This is a genomic window from Arthrobacter sp. zg-Y238 (genome assembly GCF_024385525.1).
Classification (GTDB): domain Bacteria; phylum Actinomycetota; class Actinomycetes; order Actinomycetales; family Micrococcaceae; genus Arthrobacter_B; species Arthrobacter_B jinronghuae.
The window spans coordinates 545,100-560,155 of record NZ_JANFLU010000011.1 but is presented as its reverse complement, the minus strand read 5'-3'; the positions used below and the strand labels follow the sequence as shown (position 1 = coordinate 560,155).

15 protein-coding genes are annotated in these 15,056 nt (G+C 65.3%); 8 read left to right on the top strand and 7 right to left on the bottom strand.

Annotated features, from left to right (window positions below; all coding sequences use genetic code 11):
- Complete coding sequence (gene mfd / locus NNX38_RS14305; RefSeq protein ID WP_255798600.1) at nucleotides 1-3,600, bottom strand: transcription-repair coupling factor; 3,600 nt, start codon at nucleotides 3,598-3,600, stop codon at nucleotides 1-3.
- 278 nt (nucleotides 3,601-3,878) lie between these two features.
- On the opposite strand from mfd, the gene NNX38_RS14300 reads away from it, so the two are divergent.
- From NNX38_RS14300 to nhaA, 4 genes are all read left to right on the top strand, one after another.
- Complete coding sequence (locus NNX38_RS14300) at nucleotides 3,879-4,544, top strand: hypothetical protein (RefSeq protein ID WP_255798599.1); 666 nt, start codon at nucleotides 3,879-3,881, stop codon at nucleotides 4,542-4,544.
- Between the two features lie 127 nt (nucleotides 4,545-4,671).
- Nucleotides 4,672-5,175, top strand: coding sequence for a DUF2505 domain-containing protein (locus NNX38_RS14295; protein ID WP_229952412.1), 504 nt, complete (start codon nucleotides 4,672-4,674; stop codon nucleotides 5,173-5,175).
- Between the two features lie 3 nt (nucleotides 5,176-5,178).
- On the top strand, nucleotides 5,179-5,400 hold the full coding sequence (locus NNX38_RS14290; RefSeq protein WP_255798598.1) for an SCO4848 family membrane protein: 222 nt from the start codon (nucleotides 5,179-5,181) through the stop codon (nucleotides 5,398-5,400).
- Nucleotides 5,401-5,566: 166 nt separating this feature from the next.
- Nucleotides 5,567-6,934, top strand: a complete 1,368-nt coding sequence (nhaA, locus tag NNX38_RS14285; protein ID WP_255798597.1) for a Na+/H+ antiporter NhaA — start codon at nucleotides 5,567-5,569, stop codon at nucleotides 6,932-6,934.
- A gap of 4 nt (nucleotides 6,935-6,938) precedes the next feature.
- Here the strand turns inward: nhaA and NNX38_RS14280 are convergent, their stop codons facing one another.
- The 5 genes from NNX38_RS14280 to NNX38_RS14260 form a co-directional block, all read right to left on the bottom strand.
- Nucleotides 6,939-7,490, bottom strand: coding sequence for a hypothetical protein (locus NNX38_RS14280; RefSeq protein WP_255798596.1), 552 nt, complete (start codon nucleotides 7,488-7,490; stop codon nucleotides 6,939-6,941).
- 40 nt (nucleotides 7,491-7,530) lie between these two features.
- Complete coding sequence (locus tag NNX38_RS14275) at nucleotides 7,531-8,499, bottom strand: hypothetical protein (protein WP_255798595.1); 969 nt, start codon at nucleotides 8,497-8,499, stop codon at nucleotides 7,531-7,533.
- Nucleotides 8,499-9,257, bottom strand: a complete 759-nt coding sequence (locus NNX38_RS14270; RefSeq protein ID WP_255798594.1) for a signal peptidase I — start codon at nucleotides 9,255-9,257, stop codon at nucleotides 8,499-8,501. The genes NNX38_RS14275 and NNX38_RS14270 overlap by 1 nt, the downstream gene beginning before the upstream one ends.
- A gap of 15 nt (nucleotides 9,258-9,272) precedes the next feature.
- Nucleotides 9,273-9,839, bottom strand: coding sequence for a SipW-dependent-type signal peptide-containing protein (locus NNX38_RS14265; protein ID WP_255798593.1), 567 nt, complete (start codon nucleotides 9,837-9,839; stop codon nucleotides 9,273-9,275).
- An 87-nt stretch (nucleotides 9,840-9,926) separates the two neighbouring features.
- Entirely contained in the window at nucleotides 9,927-10,472 is a 546-nt protein-coding gene (locus tag NNX38_RS14260; protein WP_255798592.1) for an alternate-type signal peptide domain-containing protein, read from the bottom strand.
- Between the two features lie 215 nt (nucleotides 10,473-10,687).
- Between NNX38_RS14260 and NNX38_RS14255 the strand changes: the two genes are divergently transcribed.
- The 4 genes from NNX38_RS14255 to NNX38_RS14240 all read left to right on the top strand — a co-directional run bounded on the left by NNX38_RS14255 (nucleotide 10,688) and on the right by NNX38_RS14240 (nucleotide 14,151).
- Nucleotides 10,688-11,266 (top strand): low molecular weight phosphatase family protein, encoded by a 579-nt coding sequence (locus tag NNX38_RS14255; protein WP_255798591.1) that lies wholly within the window; start codon nucleotides 10,688-10,690, stop codon nucleotides 11,264-11,266.
- Entirely contained in the window at nucleotides 11,263-11,697 is a 435-nt protein-coding gene (locus NNX38_RS14250) for a VanZ family protein (protein WP_255798590.1), read from the top strand. Before NNX38_RS14255 ends, NNX38_RS14250 begins: the two co-directional genes overlap by 4 nt.
- A 161-nt stretch (nucleotides 11,698-11,858) precedes the next feature.
- A complete protein-coding gene (locus NNX38_RS14245; protein WP_255798589.1) occupies nucleotides 11,859-12,353 on the top strand; it encodes an Hpt domain-containing protein in 495 nt (164 codons plus the stop codon).
- A 193-nt stretch (nucleotides 12,354-12,546) separates the two neighbouring features.
- Nucleotides 12,547-14,151, top strand: coding sequence for a sensor histidine kinase (locus NNX38_RS14240; protein WP_255798588.1), 1,605 nt, complete (start codon nucleotides 12,547-12,549; stop codon nucleotides 14,149-14,151).
- A 7-nt stretch (nucleotides 14,152-14,158) separates the two neighbouring features.
- On the opposite strand, the gene NNX38_RS14235 is transcribed toward NNX38_RS14240, so the two are convergent.
- On the bottom strand, nucleotides 14,159-14,962 hold the full coding sequence (locus NNX38_RS14235) for a response regulator transcription factor (RefSeq protein WP_255798587.1): 804 nt from the start codon (nucleotides 14,960-14,962) through the stop codon (nucleotides 14,159-14,161).
- Between the last annotated feature and the right edge of the window lie 94 nt (nucleotides 14,963-15,056).

Below are 15,056 nucleotides of genomic sequence, written 5' to 3'. Positions count from 1 at the left end.
TTACTCCTTGAACACGGCATCGAGCACCTGCTTGGCCCAGGCCAGGATTTCGGCGTCTACCAGATCCCTGCCGCCGATCCGGGCGGTCTTCGGTTTCGGTACCAGCACGGCGTTCAGCGCCGGCTTCACGAGCGCCCCGGGATACATCCGCTGCAGCCGCATGGTCCGCGATTCGGGCAGGTCCGCCGGTGCGAACTTGATGAAGTTGCCCTGCAGCGCGACGTCGGTCAGGCCGGCGGCACGTGCATCCACCCGGAAGCGGGCAACATCGATCAGGTTCTTCACTTCCTGCGGGGGCTCGCCGTAACGGTCCACCAGTTCGGCCAGCACTTCGTCGATCGCCTCGTTGGTGAGCGCTGACGCCAGCTTGCGGTAGGCCTCCAGCCGCAGCCTCTCCCCCGGAACGTAGTCGTGCGGGAGATGGGCGTTGACCGGCAGCTCGATCTTCATTTCGGCCGCCTTCTCCTCGGCCTCGCCCCGGTAATCGGCCACGGCTTCGCCCACCAGCCGGATGTACAGGTCAAAGCCGACGCCGGCAATGTGGCCGGACTGTTCCCCGCCCAACAGGTTGCCGGCACCGCGGATCTCCAGGTCCTTCATCGCCAGCTGCATGCCGGCCCCCAGCTCGTTGTGCGTGGCCACGGCCTTCAACCGTTCCAGCGCCACCTCGCCCAGCGGCTTCTCCGACGGGTACAGGAAGTAGGCGTACGCCCGCTCCCGGCCGCGGCCCACCCGGCCGCGCAGCTGGTGCAGCTGTGAAAGCCCGAAATGGTCCGCACGGTCCACGATCAGGGTGTTGGCATTGGAGATGTCCAGGCCCGTTTCGATGATGGTGGTGCAAACCAGCACGTCGAAGCGCTTCTCCCAGAAATCCACGATGATCTGCTCAAGCTTGGACTCGCTCATCTGGCCGTGGGCGACGGCGATCCGCGCCTCCGGCACGAGTTCCCGCAGATGCGCGGCTGTCCGGTCAATCGAGGACACCCGGTTGTGGACAAAGAACACCTGGCCCTCGCGCATGAGTTCACGGCGGATGGCGGCGGAGGCCTGCTTGTCCGTGTACGGACCCACATAGGTGAGCACCGGATGGCGTTCCTCCGGCGGGGTGGCCAGGGTGGACGTCTCACGGATTCCAGTGAGGGACATTTCCAAGGTGCGGGGAATCGGGGTGGCGCTCATGGCCAGCACGTCCACGTTGGTGCGCATCTTCTTCAGCGCTTCCTTGTGTTCGACGCCGAAGCGCTGCTCCTCATCCACGATCACCAGGCCCAGGTCCTTGAACTGGACCTCCTGGGACAGCAGGCGGTGGGTGCCGATGACGACGTCGACCGAGCCGGTTTTGACGTCCTCGATGGTTGCCTTGGCCTGCTTGGCGGTCTGGAAGCGCGAGAGCGAATCCACCCGGACCGGGAAGCCGGAGAAGCGTTCGGCGAAGGTCTCCATATGCTGCTGGGCCAGCAGGGTGGTGGGCACCAGCACTGCTACCTGCTTGCCGTCCTGCACGGCCTTGAACGCTGCACGCACCGCGATCTCGGTTTTGCCGTAGCCCACATCGCCGGAGACCAGCCGGTCCATGGGCACTTCCCGCTCCATGTCCGCCTTGACCTCGTTGATAGTGGTCAGCTGATCCGGGGTCTCGACATAGGGGAAGGCTTCCTCAAGTTCACGCTGCCACGGGGTGTCCGCTGCGAAGGCATGGCCCTTGGACGCCATCCGGGCGGAGTAGAGCCGGATCAGCTCCCCGGCGATCTCCTTGACCGCCTTGCGTGCCCGGCTCTTGGTCTTGGCCCAGTCGGAGCCGCCCATCTTGGACAGGACAGGGGTTTCACCGCCCACGTACCGGGTGATCTGGTCCAGCTGGTCGGTGGGGACGAACAGCCGGTCCCCCGGCGCCCCGCGCTTGGAGGACGCGTATTCAAGCACCATGTACTCGCGCACTGTCTTGTTGGTGCCGGCACCGGTGGCGCGCTGGATGAGTTCAATGAACTTGCCCACGCCGTGCTGCTCGTGCACCACGAAGTCGCCCTCCTGCAGCTGCAGGGGGTCGACGGCGTTGCGCCGCTTGGAGGGCATCTTGCGCATGTCGCGGGTGGAGTAGGTGCTGGCTCGGCCGAGCAGGTCCGCTTCGGTCAGCAGGCCGGTCTTGAGGGTGTCAAAGACATACCCCCGGCCGGCGCTGGCCGTGGTGATGGCGATGACGCCGGGGCGCGGTTCCTCGTCCAGGGATTCCACCAGCGCTGCGGGAATGTCGTTCTCCCGGAACAGTTCGGCCAGGCGGGAGGCCGGACCCGGCCCCTCGGTCACCACCACCACGCGCCAGGCGTCCCGGACACGGCTGCCGATGAACTCCATCATTTCCGCTACGTCGCCCCGGTAGCCGCGCGGTTCACGGGCATTGATGGTCAGGGTGTCGATGTCCAGGACGGTTTCGTCGTCGGGGTTGAAGGACGTGATGGACCACCAGGCCACGTCATTGGCGTGCGCGGCAGTGCGCGTATCAGCCAGGGAACGGAAGCTTGCGGCGTCCAGGTCCGAGGCCAGCCCGGCGGAAAGGTCCAGGGGCGCCGCACCGCCGTCGGACGCCGTGGCCCAGGCTGCGGCCAGGAACTCCTCGTTGGTGGCGGCGAGGTCGTGGGCACGGGCCCGGACCTTCTCCGGCTCGATGACCACGGCAATGGATCCACGGGGCAGCTCGCCCATCAGCGGGACCATGGAGTCCACCAGTACCGGAGCCAGGGATTCCATGCCTTCCACGGCAATGCCGCCGGCAATCTTTTCCAGCATGTCCGAGGCTGCCGGCATCTGGTCCTTGAGCTTGGCGGCGCGGCTCATCACCGACGGCGTGATCAGGATTTCGCGGCAGGGCGGGGCGTAGAGCTCGGAGGGGTGGGTGATGTGCTCCCCGGTGAGGGTCCGCTGGTCTGCGACCGCGAACCAGCGCATGGAATCCACTTCGTCGCCGAAGAAGTCGATGCGGATGGGGTGGTCCTCGGTGGGCGGGAAAACGTCAAGGATGCCGCCTCGAACGGCGAATTCGCCGCGGTGGGAGACCATGTCCACCCGCGCATAGGCGGCCTCTGACAGCGCCTGCACCACGGAGTCGAAGGGCTGTTCCTGGCCGACCTTCAGCGCCACCGGCTTGAGTTCGCCCAGTCCGGCAACCAGCGGCTGGACCACGGCGCGCACCGGGGCAACCACAATCTGCACCGGAGCGGTTTCCGGGTGCGCCAGACGGCGGAGCACCGACAGGCGCCGTCCGACGGTATCCGAGCGCGGGGAGAGCCGCTCGTGCGGCAGGGTTTCCCAGCTGGGGAATTCTTCGATGCCGGCCAGGGGAAGATAGCTGCGCAGGGCGGCCGCCAGGTCCTCCGCCTCGCGTCCCGTCGCCGTCATGGCCAGCACCACCGGCGGAATGCCGTCGCCGGTTCCCGCCGCGGCCAGCCCGTCCACGATTTCAGCCAGCAGGGCAGCACGCATGCCCTGCGGAGCCCCGATCTGCAGGTCTTCGCTGCGGCCTGCGGGCGGCCGGGAGGAGAGGGTCCGCACCCTTGCGTACGAGGGGTCCTCAGCGAGGGCGGCACGCAGTCCGTTCAGGCTCATGGGGTGTTTTCTCCTTCATGATGGCAACGCAAATACCCGAAGTCCACAAACGGAACCCCGGGGTTTTCTTCCACATTACCTGCTGCCGGGACAGCGGTCCGGCGCTCGCGCTGAGAGCGGAAAACGCACGAAAGCCGGGAAGCCGTTACACCCGCCTGCAGCGCCGCTGGATCTGGATTTTCCCCGGGGCGCCTGCCACGCTGGAAAAGCACGGGCCACCCGAAGACGGCTGTCTCCCATTCGCCGGATTCGCCTTTCGACAACGTAAGGATTGCCCCATGGCACGCAAAGCGACCCTTCTGGCCACGGGATGCGCGGTCTTCGCGCTGGCCTTCACCGGCTGCGCGGGCAACCCCGACGGCGACGGCTACAACGATCCCGAAGGTTCCACTTCGTCAGCTTCGTCTTCCAGCCCTTCGCCCTGCGGCACCGGTTCCCCGAACGCCAGCGGAGAAAACTGCCAGGCCGCCGGCGTTCCCGGCATCACTGCCAACCCCGATCGCTGCGGAAAATTCACTGCGTCCCCGACGCCGGGCGGGATCATCGAGGGGACCTTCGGCCCGTACTGCGACGACGCCGTCGCGACCACCTACAGCACTGCCCTGATCCCGGATGACTCCGTCGCCATTGTCAGCGTGGAGGAAAGCCAGGAGGACACCACTGTGCAGCTCCAGGCGCAGAGCTTCGCTGCCAACACCACCTACAGCGCCCGGCTGCATGAGGACGGCTGCGGAGCAGATCCAGCGGACTCCGGCGCGGAGTACGAGAGCGGCTCCGGCGGCCTCGCCCTGGACTTCACTACCGACGCGGCGGGAAACGCCACCGCGAGCACCACGGTTCAGTGGACGCTGGCGGACGACGACGCCGAGTCCCTCCTCATCCTCGATGCGGGGCAGGGCGGGGCGGCGGGAGACCCGGTAGGTTGCATCAATCTGGTGCCCTGACCCGTCCGGGACTCCCCGGCCCCGGTTTCGGGGCAGCTGTGCGTGCGGTTTAGGATGAGGGTTGGCTGGCCGGCGGGCTGTACGAGCCCGCGGAATCCGGCAATACCGCTCACCTTACGGAGGACCTATGGCCCTGAACGCATCAACTATCCTGCCCTACGACGTACGGACCGTGACGGACACGTTCGCCGACGAGGGGTTCCTGCGCAGCATGAGCGAGCACGTGGGCGGCTCCCTGGTTTCCGCTTCCGTGGACGGTGACACCGCCGGGGCATTTGTCCTCACCGCTGTGCGGACGATGCCCACAGACCGGTTGCCGGACATGGCGAAGAAGTTTGTGGGTGCCACCCTGACCGTGACCCAGAAAGAGCAGTGGGCCGCACCGGCTGCCGACGGATCCCGTGAAGCTGCCGTGGAACTGTCCGTGGGCGGGGTGCCGCTGAAGGTCAACGCCGTGCAGCGGCTGGTCAGCACCCCCGAGGGCACCCGCGTCGATGTTGACGGCAAGGTGGCCTCCAGCATTCCGTTCCTGGGCGACAAGATCGCCAAAGCCGCCGAACCGATGATCGGCAAGGCCCTCACGATCCAGGCGGGCCAGGCCGGCAAGTGGATTGAAAGCCGGAAGAGCTAACCCATGGTCCTCTCCACTCCCCTCGCACTGGTCCTGGTGATTGCCGGCCTCTGGTCCCTCATCGTCTGGCCGCCGTATCTGCGGAACGTCCTGAAGTCCCCGGAGGCTCGGGACGACAAGGGTGCGCCCACCCGGTACATGACCACGAATCTCATGAAGATCAGCACGGCCATGGTCTTCGGACTGGCCACCCTCGTTATCGGTGTCCGCGGCCTGATCGGCTGAACACCCCTGGTGACGCACGCCCCGGCAGTTTCCTGCCGGGGCGTTCTGCTGCCGGGGCGGCCTGCATCACACGCTGCCAGCCTGATGCAGTTAGACTGGTACACGGTGCGCCGGGAAGTCTGGTCGGCAATAACTTTGCCGTACCCGAATTTGATAGGAATCCTTCATGGCCTCTGATCCCTCCTCCCCCAAGCCCAGCGGCGCACGCACTGTTCTGAGCAGGGGCAGCTACGGCGAAACGCTTCGCATCAGCGAGATTCTCCGCAAGGAAACCGTGGGCGGCATTCTGCTGCTGATCGCTACGGTGGCTGCCCTTATTTGGGCGAACTCTCCGGCTGCAGACACTTACTTCGCCGTGCGCGACTTTGAATTCGGTTACGAGCCGTGGCACCTCAAGCTGAGCATCGGCGCCTGGGCGGCCGACGGGCTGCTGGCCATCTTCTTCTTCCTGGTCGGCCTGGAGCTGAAGAAGGAATTCATTGCCGGTGACCTGAGGGACCTGAAGCAGGCGATCGTACCCATCGCGGCCGCGGTGGGCGGTGTCATTGTCCCCGCCCTTGTCTACGTAGCCGTCAACCTTATTGCCGGTTCGGACGGCCTGCGCGGCTGGGCCATCCCCACCGCCACCGATATTGCCTTCGCCCTGGCCGTCCTGGCGGTCATCAGTTCGCACCTGCCCAGCGCGCTGCGCATCTTCCTGCTGACCCTCGCTGTGGTGGATGACCTCATCGCCATCGCCATCATTGCCTTCTTCTACTCCGAAGACGTGCACCCGGGCTACCTGCTGTGGATGCTGCTGCCGCTGGCCGCGTTCACGTTGCTGGTCCAGCGTGTCCCGCGCTTCTTCGGCACCCGCGCCTGGGCCGCCTGGGTGATCCTGCTGCCCCTTGGTATCGCCGTTTGGGCGCTGATGCATGCCTCCGGCGTCCACGCCACCGTGGCGGGGGTGCTGCTGGGCTTTGCGGTTCCGGTGCTGCGCCGCGGTCCGGACCGGCAGAAACTGCCCGCCAACCCGGAGGCCCCCGGCCTCTCTGAGATCTTTGAGCACCGTTTCCGGCCTGTCTCCACGGGCTTTGCCGTTCCGATCTTCGCCTTCTTTTCCGCCGGCGTGGCCCTGGGCGGCTGGAGCGGCATGGGTGCTGCGGTTACGGACCCGGTGGCGATCGGAATCATCCTGGGCCTCGTTGTCGGTAAGCCCATCGGCATCCTGTTCACCACCTGGGCCGTGACCACAGGCACGCGCGCAAAGCTTGACGCGGATGTGCGCTGGATTGATCTGGCAGGAATCGGCATTCTGGGCGGGATCGGCTTCACCGTTTCCCTGCTGGTCAATGACCTGAGCTTCGAGGTCGGTTCGCTGCACAACGACGACGCGAAGGTCGGCATCCTCGTGGCCTCGGTGTTGTCGGCCCTGCTGGCTTCAGCCCTGCTGACGGCTCGGAACCGGCGCTACCGCCTGATCGAGGCGGAGGACCGGCGCGACGATGACCAGGACGGCATTCCCGATGTCTATCAGGACGGGGAGGGGCGTTAGGGGCCTAGCCGCAGGTGAGGCTCAGCGTCGACACCGCAACATTCATTTTCACGGTCTCGCTCGGAGCTGATACATACCGTAAATCGGTGTCCGCAACTTTGACCATCGAGGCGGAAACGTACGGCTGAACAATGGCCGAGCGTACGGTGGCCGTCACCTTGATTGTTGTACTCATCGAACGGGGAGCCGCACCGCCGGTGTGCGCGGCGTACACCGTCCAGGGATCAATGGTCGTGGTGCCCGCGGGTAGGGCGTAAACAGCAGAAAGGCCCACGGCCTCCGCGTTAAGCGACACGATGTAGCGGACCTCCGGATCGGCGCCTGCGGCAGCCGGCCAGGTGATCCGGACCGGAGAGGGCTGGCATTTGACGCCCTTAGGAACAGGAGTCACTGGAGGTGCAGTTGTCCCGGTAACGGTCACCGCGGTCGACTGGGTCCAGTAGGCATACGCCGCCGGCCCGCCGACGCCCAGGATCACGGTCAGAACGAAGGCCACCGCTGCCGCGCGGAAGCCCGGCTGGGCGCGCAGACGAGCAAACCAACCGGAACCCTTCACCGGCTCAGTTCCCGCCTCAGGAGCAGCCCCCAACTGCTTGTCACACATATCTTCTACTCCAGACCCGAAGAACCACGGCCGCCGTGAAGGCCACCGACATTGCTATCAGGAGCGTACCGGACAGTGACCGGATCACCGGTTCCACCGTGCTCTGGACCCGGGCGTCCAAGACCTGGGGCTCTGCAGTCCGGCCCGGCGAATCCGTGCCGTTCGGAGTCCGGACGGCAGGACGGTCCGTTACCGCTCCCGCCGGGACGGCCTGCGGACCGCCGGGAGATGTGCCGCTGCCGGGCAGGGCAACCAGTGAGCCCGGTACCGGAGCCGCCCCGCCGGCGTCCGAGGGGGCGCCGCCTGCCGGGGGACGTTCGTTGCTTCCGCCTATGCCGGATCCGCCGTTCGCGGTTCCGTTCTCTTCGGGTCCGCCGTTGCCAGGCATGTCGCCATCCGTTCCGCCGTTGAGAACGTCGCACGCCGGCCGTGCCGCTAGTTCGGCCTCCGTCGACTCGAGGTAGAAGAGCAGGTCGAATTCCGCCTCCCGGTTTCGCGTGGAGTTGGGGGCGTCAAGGGACATGTCGACGGCGAAGGTCAGCGCAACCTCTTCCCCTGCGCCCAGGTTCCAGGTGGCGGGTACGTCCAGGCAGCTACCGGGGCTTCCGAGCGCCACCCGTCCGGAAAGAGATGAATTCGGTCCGGCGGCCAGGCCGAGGTACCCGGTCAGCTCGGGATCAGATCGCACCATGACGGCAGCGGTACTCAACCGGGCCGGATCGGCGCTGTTGTTCCGGATCCAGACCGTAGCGGCCTGCCCGGTTCCGGGAATGTAGGTCACGGATTCGTCGAACAGCGGCCCTTGCATGGTGGGACTGTAACGGTTGCCGTCCGCGCTGAATTCAAGGTAATTATCAGCTGCCCCGGCGCTCGGGGCACCAGCGAGGGATACGGTGCCGGCCAGCGTGAGCACGGCGGACGCTCCCAGCAGCTGCCGGGCCCCCTTGGTTGGTTTTTTCATCAAACGCCTGCGGGCGTTCGGTAACTCATCGAGTGGCGGTGCCTTGCGGGAGTGTCACAGTCGCAGTCGGTGAGGATGGGATCGTCGTACTCCAGCGGGTCGGCGTACTCGGGCTGGTCGTCGTCCGTGGACTCGGCGTCATCCCCGTAGCCGCCTTCGCCCGGGCCGTCGCCGTTCCGGGACGGGTCTTGGGAATCGTCCTGGGAACCGTTCTCGCGCCGCTTGGCAAGTGAGCCGCGGACCAGGGAGATGACTCCGTACCCCATCAGGGCAACGGCGCCCCACTGGAGAGCTGCACCGCGGTCGGAGTTACCCAGGGCGTTGGCCACGAAGCCCACGTACGGCACGGCGTAGAAGAGCTTGCCGCGGACCTGCACCTCGCGGACGGGCAGGTCGTCCTCGACGTCGTTGTTGTCTCCCTTGGTGATAAAGGTGATTTCGCCGGACTGGGAGGGGCTGATCGCCGTAATGCGGTGAGTGATGACGGCGGGGCTGCCGGACTCGATCTGGTAGGTGATGACGTCTCCCACCCGGAGTTCTTCGAAGGGGACAGGCTTGACCACCAGGAAGGTGCCCGGAGCGTACTTAGGAGCCATGGAGCTGGTCAGGACGCTGTAGGTCTGCGATCCGGTAAGCAGCGGTACCGCCACCAAAACGAGGGCGGCCAAAGCGGCGAGGCAGAGGGCAACGTAGCTCAGCCCGGCACCAAGAAAGCCCAGGGGGCTGGCGGGGGCTTCTGCTTTCCTGCGACCACTCATGGTTTGTCCTATCCACTACTTCGCGGCTGGCGCAACCTGCGCCACAGTGAGGTTTGTATTGATCTTGATTTCTTTGCCCATCAGGGCAGCGGGGGTATTTGCGGTCAAGCTTGCCTGGACGCAGATTGTCTGTGCCGCCTGCCGAGGAAGAGTCACTGAGTGAGCTGCTGCGGGTGCTGAAACGGCGGCATATGAATTTGCCGGCATCGATTCACACGTGTGGCCAGGCTGTAGAACGGCGGTTTTCGCGGTAAGGTTCCCGCCGAAATTATCAACCGGTGCGTAGACCAAGGCATCCAGTTTGAGCGCCAAGGGTGATTCCTGAGTGACGTTGACAGCGTTCTGAACGGTTATCTGGGCGTACGCGCTTTTGCCCTTGACGAGGACCTGGGGGAATTTGATCTCCGTAGGGCCTGTAGTCATTTCCGTGCCGTTGACCAGGATTTTGAAATCTGCGGCCTGGACGGTGCCGGGAGTGGACGTTGCCGTCGCATTCCATAATGCGTAGGTTCCCTGGACCGTCATCAGACCAAGCACGACGGCGGAGAGGATCAGACCTGCCGCTTTCACTGTGCTCTTCATGATCCGCTTTCAGGGGGGAACAGGCTGTGCGCGGAGCGTGTGCACCGCGCACAGCCAGGGATTGGAACAAGGTGGCGTTAGCCGGCGTTACTTGGTGGTGCCCGGAGCCATCTGGTCAAGCCTGAACTGCACGGCGTCGAAAGACGCACTGGCATTCTTTGCTGCGTTGCTGTTCGCTACATTCTTGAAGATGAACGTCGCCTTTGCGGTGACTACTCCCGAGTCGTCCTTCGTGAGGACGGTATCGGCCTTGATTTCCGTGTTATCCGCCTTCGTGATGGTAGGCGGAACCACGTCCACTTCACTGCCAAAAGTGCTCTTGATGATGTTGCCGCCGGTCATGGTCAGCTTTGCCTGCATCGTCTCGCCGGCAAGCGTCATCTGCATCTTCTGCGTGTAGGTCAGCACATCACCGGGTACGACCTTGTAGGTGTTGATGTTCACCTCTTCGTTCTTGGCATTTGTCCACTTCCCGGCACCGTCGGTGGTGTTAGCCAGGTTGAGGTCACCAGCGGTGATGGTGCCCGAAGCGGAGGTCTCCGTGTCGTTCCAGACGGCCAGGGTTCCGCCGCCGCCGAGCAGCAGTGCCGAGCCGATACCGATTGCCAGTGCGCCTTTAGCCATCTTGTTCATCATGTCCCCTTGTTCCGTGTAACCCGTTTGGCTTTGGAAGGTTTTCCTTGCCGCTGGGTATTACTTTGCCGCCCGCTCCTCAAGAAACAACGCCACCCAAACACAGGGTTCGTGAAACATTCCGGCAAAGCTCAAGCGCCACACAAGGTAACCTCAAAACCAGCGCATCCGGCCGGCTCCGGCCCGGAAACCAGCCCTATTCGAAGCTTGAGGACATGAGAACCACCACTGCCCCGTTCCGCATCCTGACCGTCTGCACCGGCAATATCTGCCGCTCCCCCATGGCCGAGCGTCTGCTCCAGGCCGGCCTGGACAGCCTGGCCCCCGGCGAATTCGAAATCACCAGTGCCGGCACCGGCGCACTGGTGGGCTCGGGCATCGAGCCGCACGTGGCCGGGTTCGTGAATATCTTCGGCGGCGACTCCTCAGGGTTCACCTCACGGCAGCTCACTGCGGAGATCCTCCAGGGGCAGGACCTGGTGCTGGCCCTGACCCGGGGGCACCGGAGCAAGGTGGTGGAACTGGCGCCGGGATTGCTGCGGCGCACCTTCACGCTGCGCGAGCTGGCCCGCCTGCTCCCCCTGGTGGACGCCGATCCCGACGCCCCCGCCGCCGAGCGCTGGCAGGCCGCCATGTCCCGGGCGCTGCGGCTGCGCAGCGCGCACCCGGCGGGACCGGAAGAAGATGACGTAGTGGACCCCTACCGCCGCAGCGACGCCGTCTACCAGCAGATGGTCCGCGAGCTCACCCCGGCCGTGGATGAGCTGCTCGCCTGGGAGCGCCGCTACCGGTGAACCTGGTCATCCGGGATAGACGACGACGGCGGCTGCTGGCCGGGCTCTTCCTCCTCTATATAGGGGCGGTGGGGTTCATCGCGTTCTGGCCCTCCCCGGTGGACGCCGGATCGGCCGGCACCCTCCGCGCCGTCCTGACGGCCCTGCACAGCCACGGCGTGCCCGTCTGGGTCAACTACGCCCTCGTGGAGTCCGTCGCGAACGTGGTCCTGTTTGTTCCCTTCGGCGTCCTGGCCGCTGCGTACCTCACCGCACGTTTCGCCTGGCTGGCCGCCGTCGTCGGCATGGCCGCCTCCTGCGCCATCGAAGCCGGGCAGCATGTGTTCCTGCCGGCGCGCTACGCCACGGTCTACGACGTCATCGCCAATTCCCTGGGCGTGGTGCTCGGCACGTTAGTGGTCTACGCCGCCCGCAGCCGGAAAGACGATTAACGCCATGCCTGCAATCAGGCCTCCAATATTGCCTCGATCTTGAGCGTTGCAGGCAACTTTTCCTGAGGTTCGGGTGAGACCGTGGGACATCAGCCGGGAGTATTCGGCTGGCTTCCATCAGGCTCCCAACGCCCGACGGCGACCCCACACCGAAGGATATTTTGTTTGTCTCCCACTCCCCCGCAGCCCCCACCGGTATGGCCAACGAGCCCGCCCTCCGCTGCACAGGCAGGGCCGCGGACGCAGAACGCCGCTGCCCGTCACCGCCGGAGCGCCAGCTGATGACGCCTCAGGAAGAACTCGAGGCGCGGCTGATCTCCATGGACAGGCTGCGGGAACTCAGCGACCAGGTCGGCGTAGAATCCTGCCGCCGGTTCGTCTCCAACTTCACTTCCATGTGGGAAGGCCGGTTCACCCGCCTTCACCAGGCGGTGCAGGGCCGGGACTTCGACGCCGCCATGGATGTGGTCCTCAGCATCAAGATTTCCAGCCACATGGCCGGGGCCGAACGGCTATCCGCCCTGGGCGCCGCGGCACAGGACCTCGTAGCACGCCGCGATGTGCGTGGACTCGACGAAATGGTGACTGCTGTCCGCGCCTGCGGTGCCGAAACCATGGCTTATTTGAACCAGTCAGACCTCTTTTCCGCCGCATAAGTCCCGGCCTTCCCATCCCGGCCGCCGGAGCTCCATCGTGAGCGCGGTCACGGCAGCGACATACCCCCGGTATCGTTAGACCCTGTTGTGTCTTACGAGGGGGTCACGCGTGTCGCGGTTGTCGCAGTCGACGCTGAAATTATTTGGCATTTCGTCCCAATTTCATGAACTGCCGCTGCGGTACCGGACCGCCGTGAGCCAGGCGCCGCTCGTCGTCGTTGTGGCGCTGATCTGCGCCGTTGCCGCCTGGCAATTGCCGGAGGTCTTCCAGCGGCGGGAATTCGTGGCAGGCCTGGTCACGCTGGCCGTTGTCACCACCGTGTGCATTGCTCTTCCCTGGAACCGGTTCTGGTATCCGTCCTACTGGATCATCCCGCTGCTTGACTTCGTGGCCATCGCCCAACTCCAGCACGGCAGTGCCGGCATTCTTACCGGGCTGAGCCTGCTCCACGTTTTCCCCGTGTTCTGGATGTCCTGGTCCCGCGTCTCGCCGCCCGCCGCCCGGTACCTGAGCTTCTTCTGCCCCCTGCTGTCCGTATGGCACCCGTTCATCCTCGGCATGTCCGGTCCGGTCAGCGGCGCGGATCTCTCCGCCCCTCTGCTCGTTCCACTGGTGAGCCTGGGCGTCGCGATCACCGTGTCCGTGCTGCGCGAAGACATCCGTTCCCAGCGCGAGACTCTGGAGAACAAGGACCGGCTGCTCGAGGCCGCGCTGGCGGAGAGCAAGCGGCAATCCCGGCAACTCGACGGGGTGCTGAACGCCATCAACGTCGGTGTCCTCCTGGTGGACGAGGACGGCGTGCCACGGCATATGAACCGCCGCCAGCGCATGCTGCAGGAACGGGCGCTGCCCCCGGGCACGGTCCACCCGCATGAACGCGATCTGTTCCTCTACACAGTTGACCGCACTACTCCCGTACCCCTCGAACAGCGTCCCGTTGCCCGCGCCCTACGCGGCGCAGACTTCAGCGACCTACAGTTGTGGCTGGGCCCGCCCGGCAGCCAGATGGCCATGAACGTCTCCGGGGCCGTGCTGCGCAATGACGACGGCGGCTTCAACGGTGCGGTGATTGTTTTCGCGGATGTCACGGCCATGGTTGGTGCGCTGGCTGCAAAGGACGACTTCGTGGCCAGCGTCTCGCACGAACTGCGCACCCCGCTGACGTCGATCATGGGTTACCTGGACCTGGCCCTGGACGAGGCAGAAGAGACCGGGTTGCAGGGCTCCATTCCAGGCTCACTGCGGGTGGCGCTGCGCAACAGCGAGCGGCTGCTCCGCCTGGTGTCGGACCTGCTCACCGCAGCCTCGGGCACGGTCCAGCTGGAATCCCGGCCCATGTGCCTGGCAGAGATCATCCGCACCAGCCTCCGCGCTGCGGGGACCAGGGCCCGGGAGGCCGGCGTCGACCTGGTCAACGATGCCCCGGCAGAGCTGCCGATGTTCGCGGACCCGCACCGTATTGCGCAGGTCCTGGACAACCTGCTTTCCAACGCCGTCAAGTACTCCCCCGACGGCGGCACGGTCACGGTGAGCGCGTGGCGCGAAGGGGACCGTGCGGTGTTCCGTGTGGCAGATACCGGCATGGGTATGTCCGCGGATGACGTGCATGATGTCTTCGAGAAGTTCTTCCGCACCGGCACCGTTCGGCAGGCGGGCATCCCCGGCGTCGGGCTCGGCATGGCCATCAGCAAAGACATCGCCGAGGCGCACGGGGGCAGCATCCGGGTGGAGAGCACTCTGGGCTGCGGCACCAGCTTTACCGTCGAGCTCCCTGCGGGCGTTCCCGCGGGCGTTTAGCGGCGGATCAGGCCTGCGGAGCCAGACGGTAGCCGACGCCGCGTACGGTTTCGAGCCAGCGCGGTGCCTTCGAATCGTCCCCGAGTTTGCGGCGCAGGTTACCCACGTGCACTTCCACGGTCCGCTCATCCGCGTCACTGATGAAGGATCCGGTGTCGTATTCCTCGCCCCGCAGCCGCCGGACCAGGTCCGTCTTGGTCCGCACCAGGCGGCCGCCCTCCAGGAGGGCCTGCAGCAGGTCGAACTCGGTGCGGGTGAGCTCTACGCCCTTGCCGTGGATTTCAGTGGTGCGCGTACCCGGGTTCAGGGTCAGCCCGTTGTGGGCAAGCGTGCCTGCAGCAGCTGCGGGGGCCGGGGCCTGCACCGCGGGGGCTCCGGTTCCCTGGACGCTGGATGAAGGAGCATCAACGGAAACGGTCTCGGCGTCGCCGGCTGACTCCCCGCGGGGACGGCGGAGCATGGCTGAAATCCGGGCCCGCAGTTCCCGGGGCCGGAACGGCTTGGTGATGTAATCATCCGCGCCGGCTTCAAGCCCCATCAGGGTGTCAAGCTCTTCGGCACGGGCAGTGAGCATAACAATGTAGGCATCGCTGAACTGCCGCAGCTGCCGGATCACCTCAAACCCGTCAATGTCCGGAAGGCCCAGGTCCAACGTGACCACGGTGGGATTGTGCAGCCGAACCGCTTCAACTCCTTCGGAGCCGTTCGGAGCGGTATAAACCTTAAAACCTGACTGCTGCAGAACCGCGTTAAGAAGATCGCGAATATCGGCATCGTCCTCAATAATGACGGCTACACGTTGAATTTCCATGTTCTATTTTTTCCTGTCCTGCGAGACCTTCTGATTCCCCGCTCCCCTTACCCGGTATCTTACAGCTTCCCCCCTATAATCTGACGTACCACTA

Excerpts from the sequence above, each read along its gene's own strand:
- mfd (WP_255798600.1), bottom strand. The coding sequence starts at position 3,600 with ATGAGCCTGAACGGACTGCGTGCCGCCCTCGCTGAGGACCCCTCGTAC.
- NNX38_RS14300 (WP_255798599.1), top strand. The coding sequence starts at position 3,879 with ATGGCACGCAAAGCGACCCTTCTGGCCACGGGATGCGCGGTCTTCGCG.
- NNX38_RS14295 (WP_229952412.1), top strand. The coding sequence starts at position 4,672 with ATGGCCCTGAACGCATCAACTATCCTGCCCTACGACGTACGGACCGTG.
- NNX38_RS14290 (WP_255798598.1), top strand. The coding sequence starts at position 5,179 with ATGGTCCTCTCCACTCCCCTCGCACTGGTCCTGGTGATTGCCGGCCTC.
- nhaA (WP_255798597.1), top strand. The coding sequence starts at position 5,567 with ATGGCCTCTGATCCCTCCTCCCCCAAGCCCAGCGGCGCACGCACTGTT.
- NNX38_RS14275 (WP_255798595.1), bottom strand. The coding sequence starts at position 8,499 with ATGAAAAAACCAACCAAGGGGGCCCGGCAGCTGCTGGGAGCGTCCGCC.
- NNX38_RS14270 (WP_255798594.1), bottom strand. The coding sequence starts at position 9,257 with ATGAGTGGTCGCAGGAAAGCAGAAGCCCCCGCCAGCCCCCTGGGCTTT.
- NNX38_RS14265 (WP_255798593.1), bottom strand. The coding sequence starts at position 9,839 with ATGAAGAGCACAGTGAAAGCGGCAGGTCTGATCCTCTCCGCCGTCGTG.
- NNX38_RS14260 (WP_255798592.1), bottom strand. The coding sequence starts at position 10,472 with ATGAACAAGATGGCTAAAGGCGCACTGGCAATCGGTATCGGCTCGGCA.
- NNX38_RS14255 (WP_255798591.1), top strand. The coding sequence starts at position 10,688 with ATGAGAACCACCACTGCCCCGTTCCGCATCCTGACCGTCTGCACCGGC.
- NNX38_RS14235 (WP_255798587.1), bottom strand. The coding sequence starts at position 14,962 with ATGGAAATTCAACGTGTAGCCGTCATTATTGAGGACGATGCCGATATT.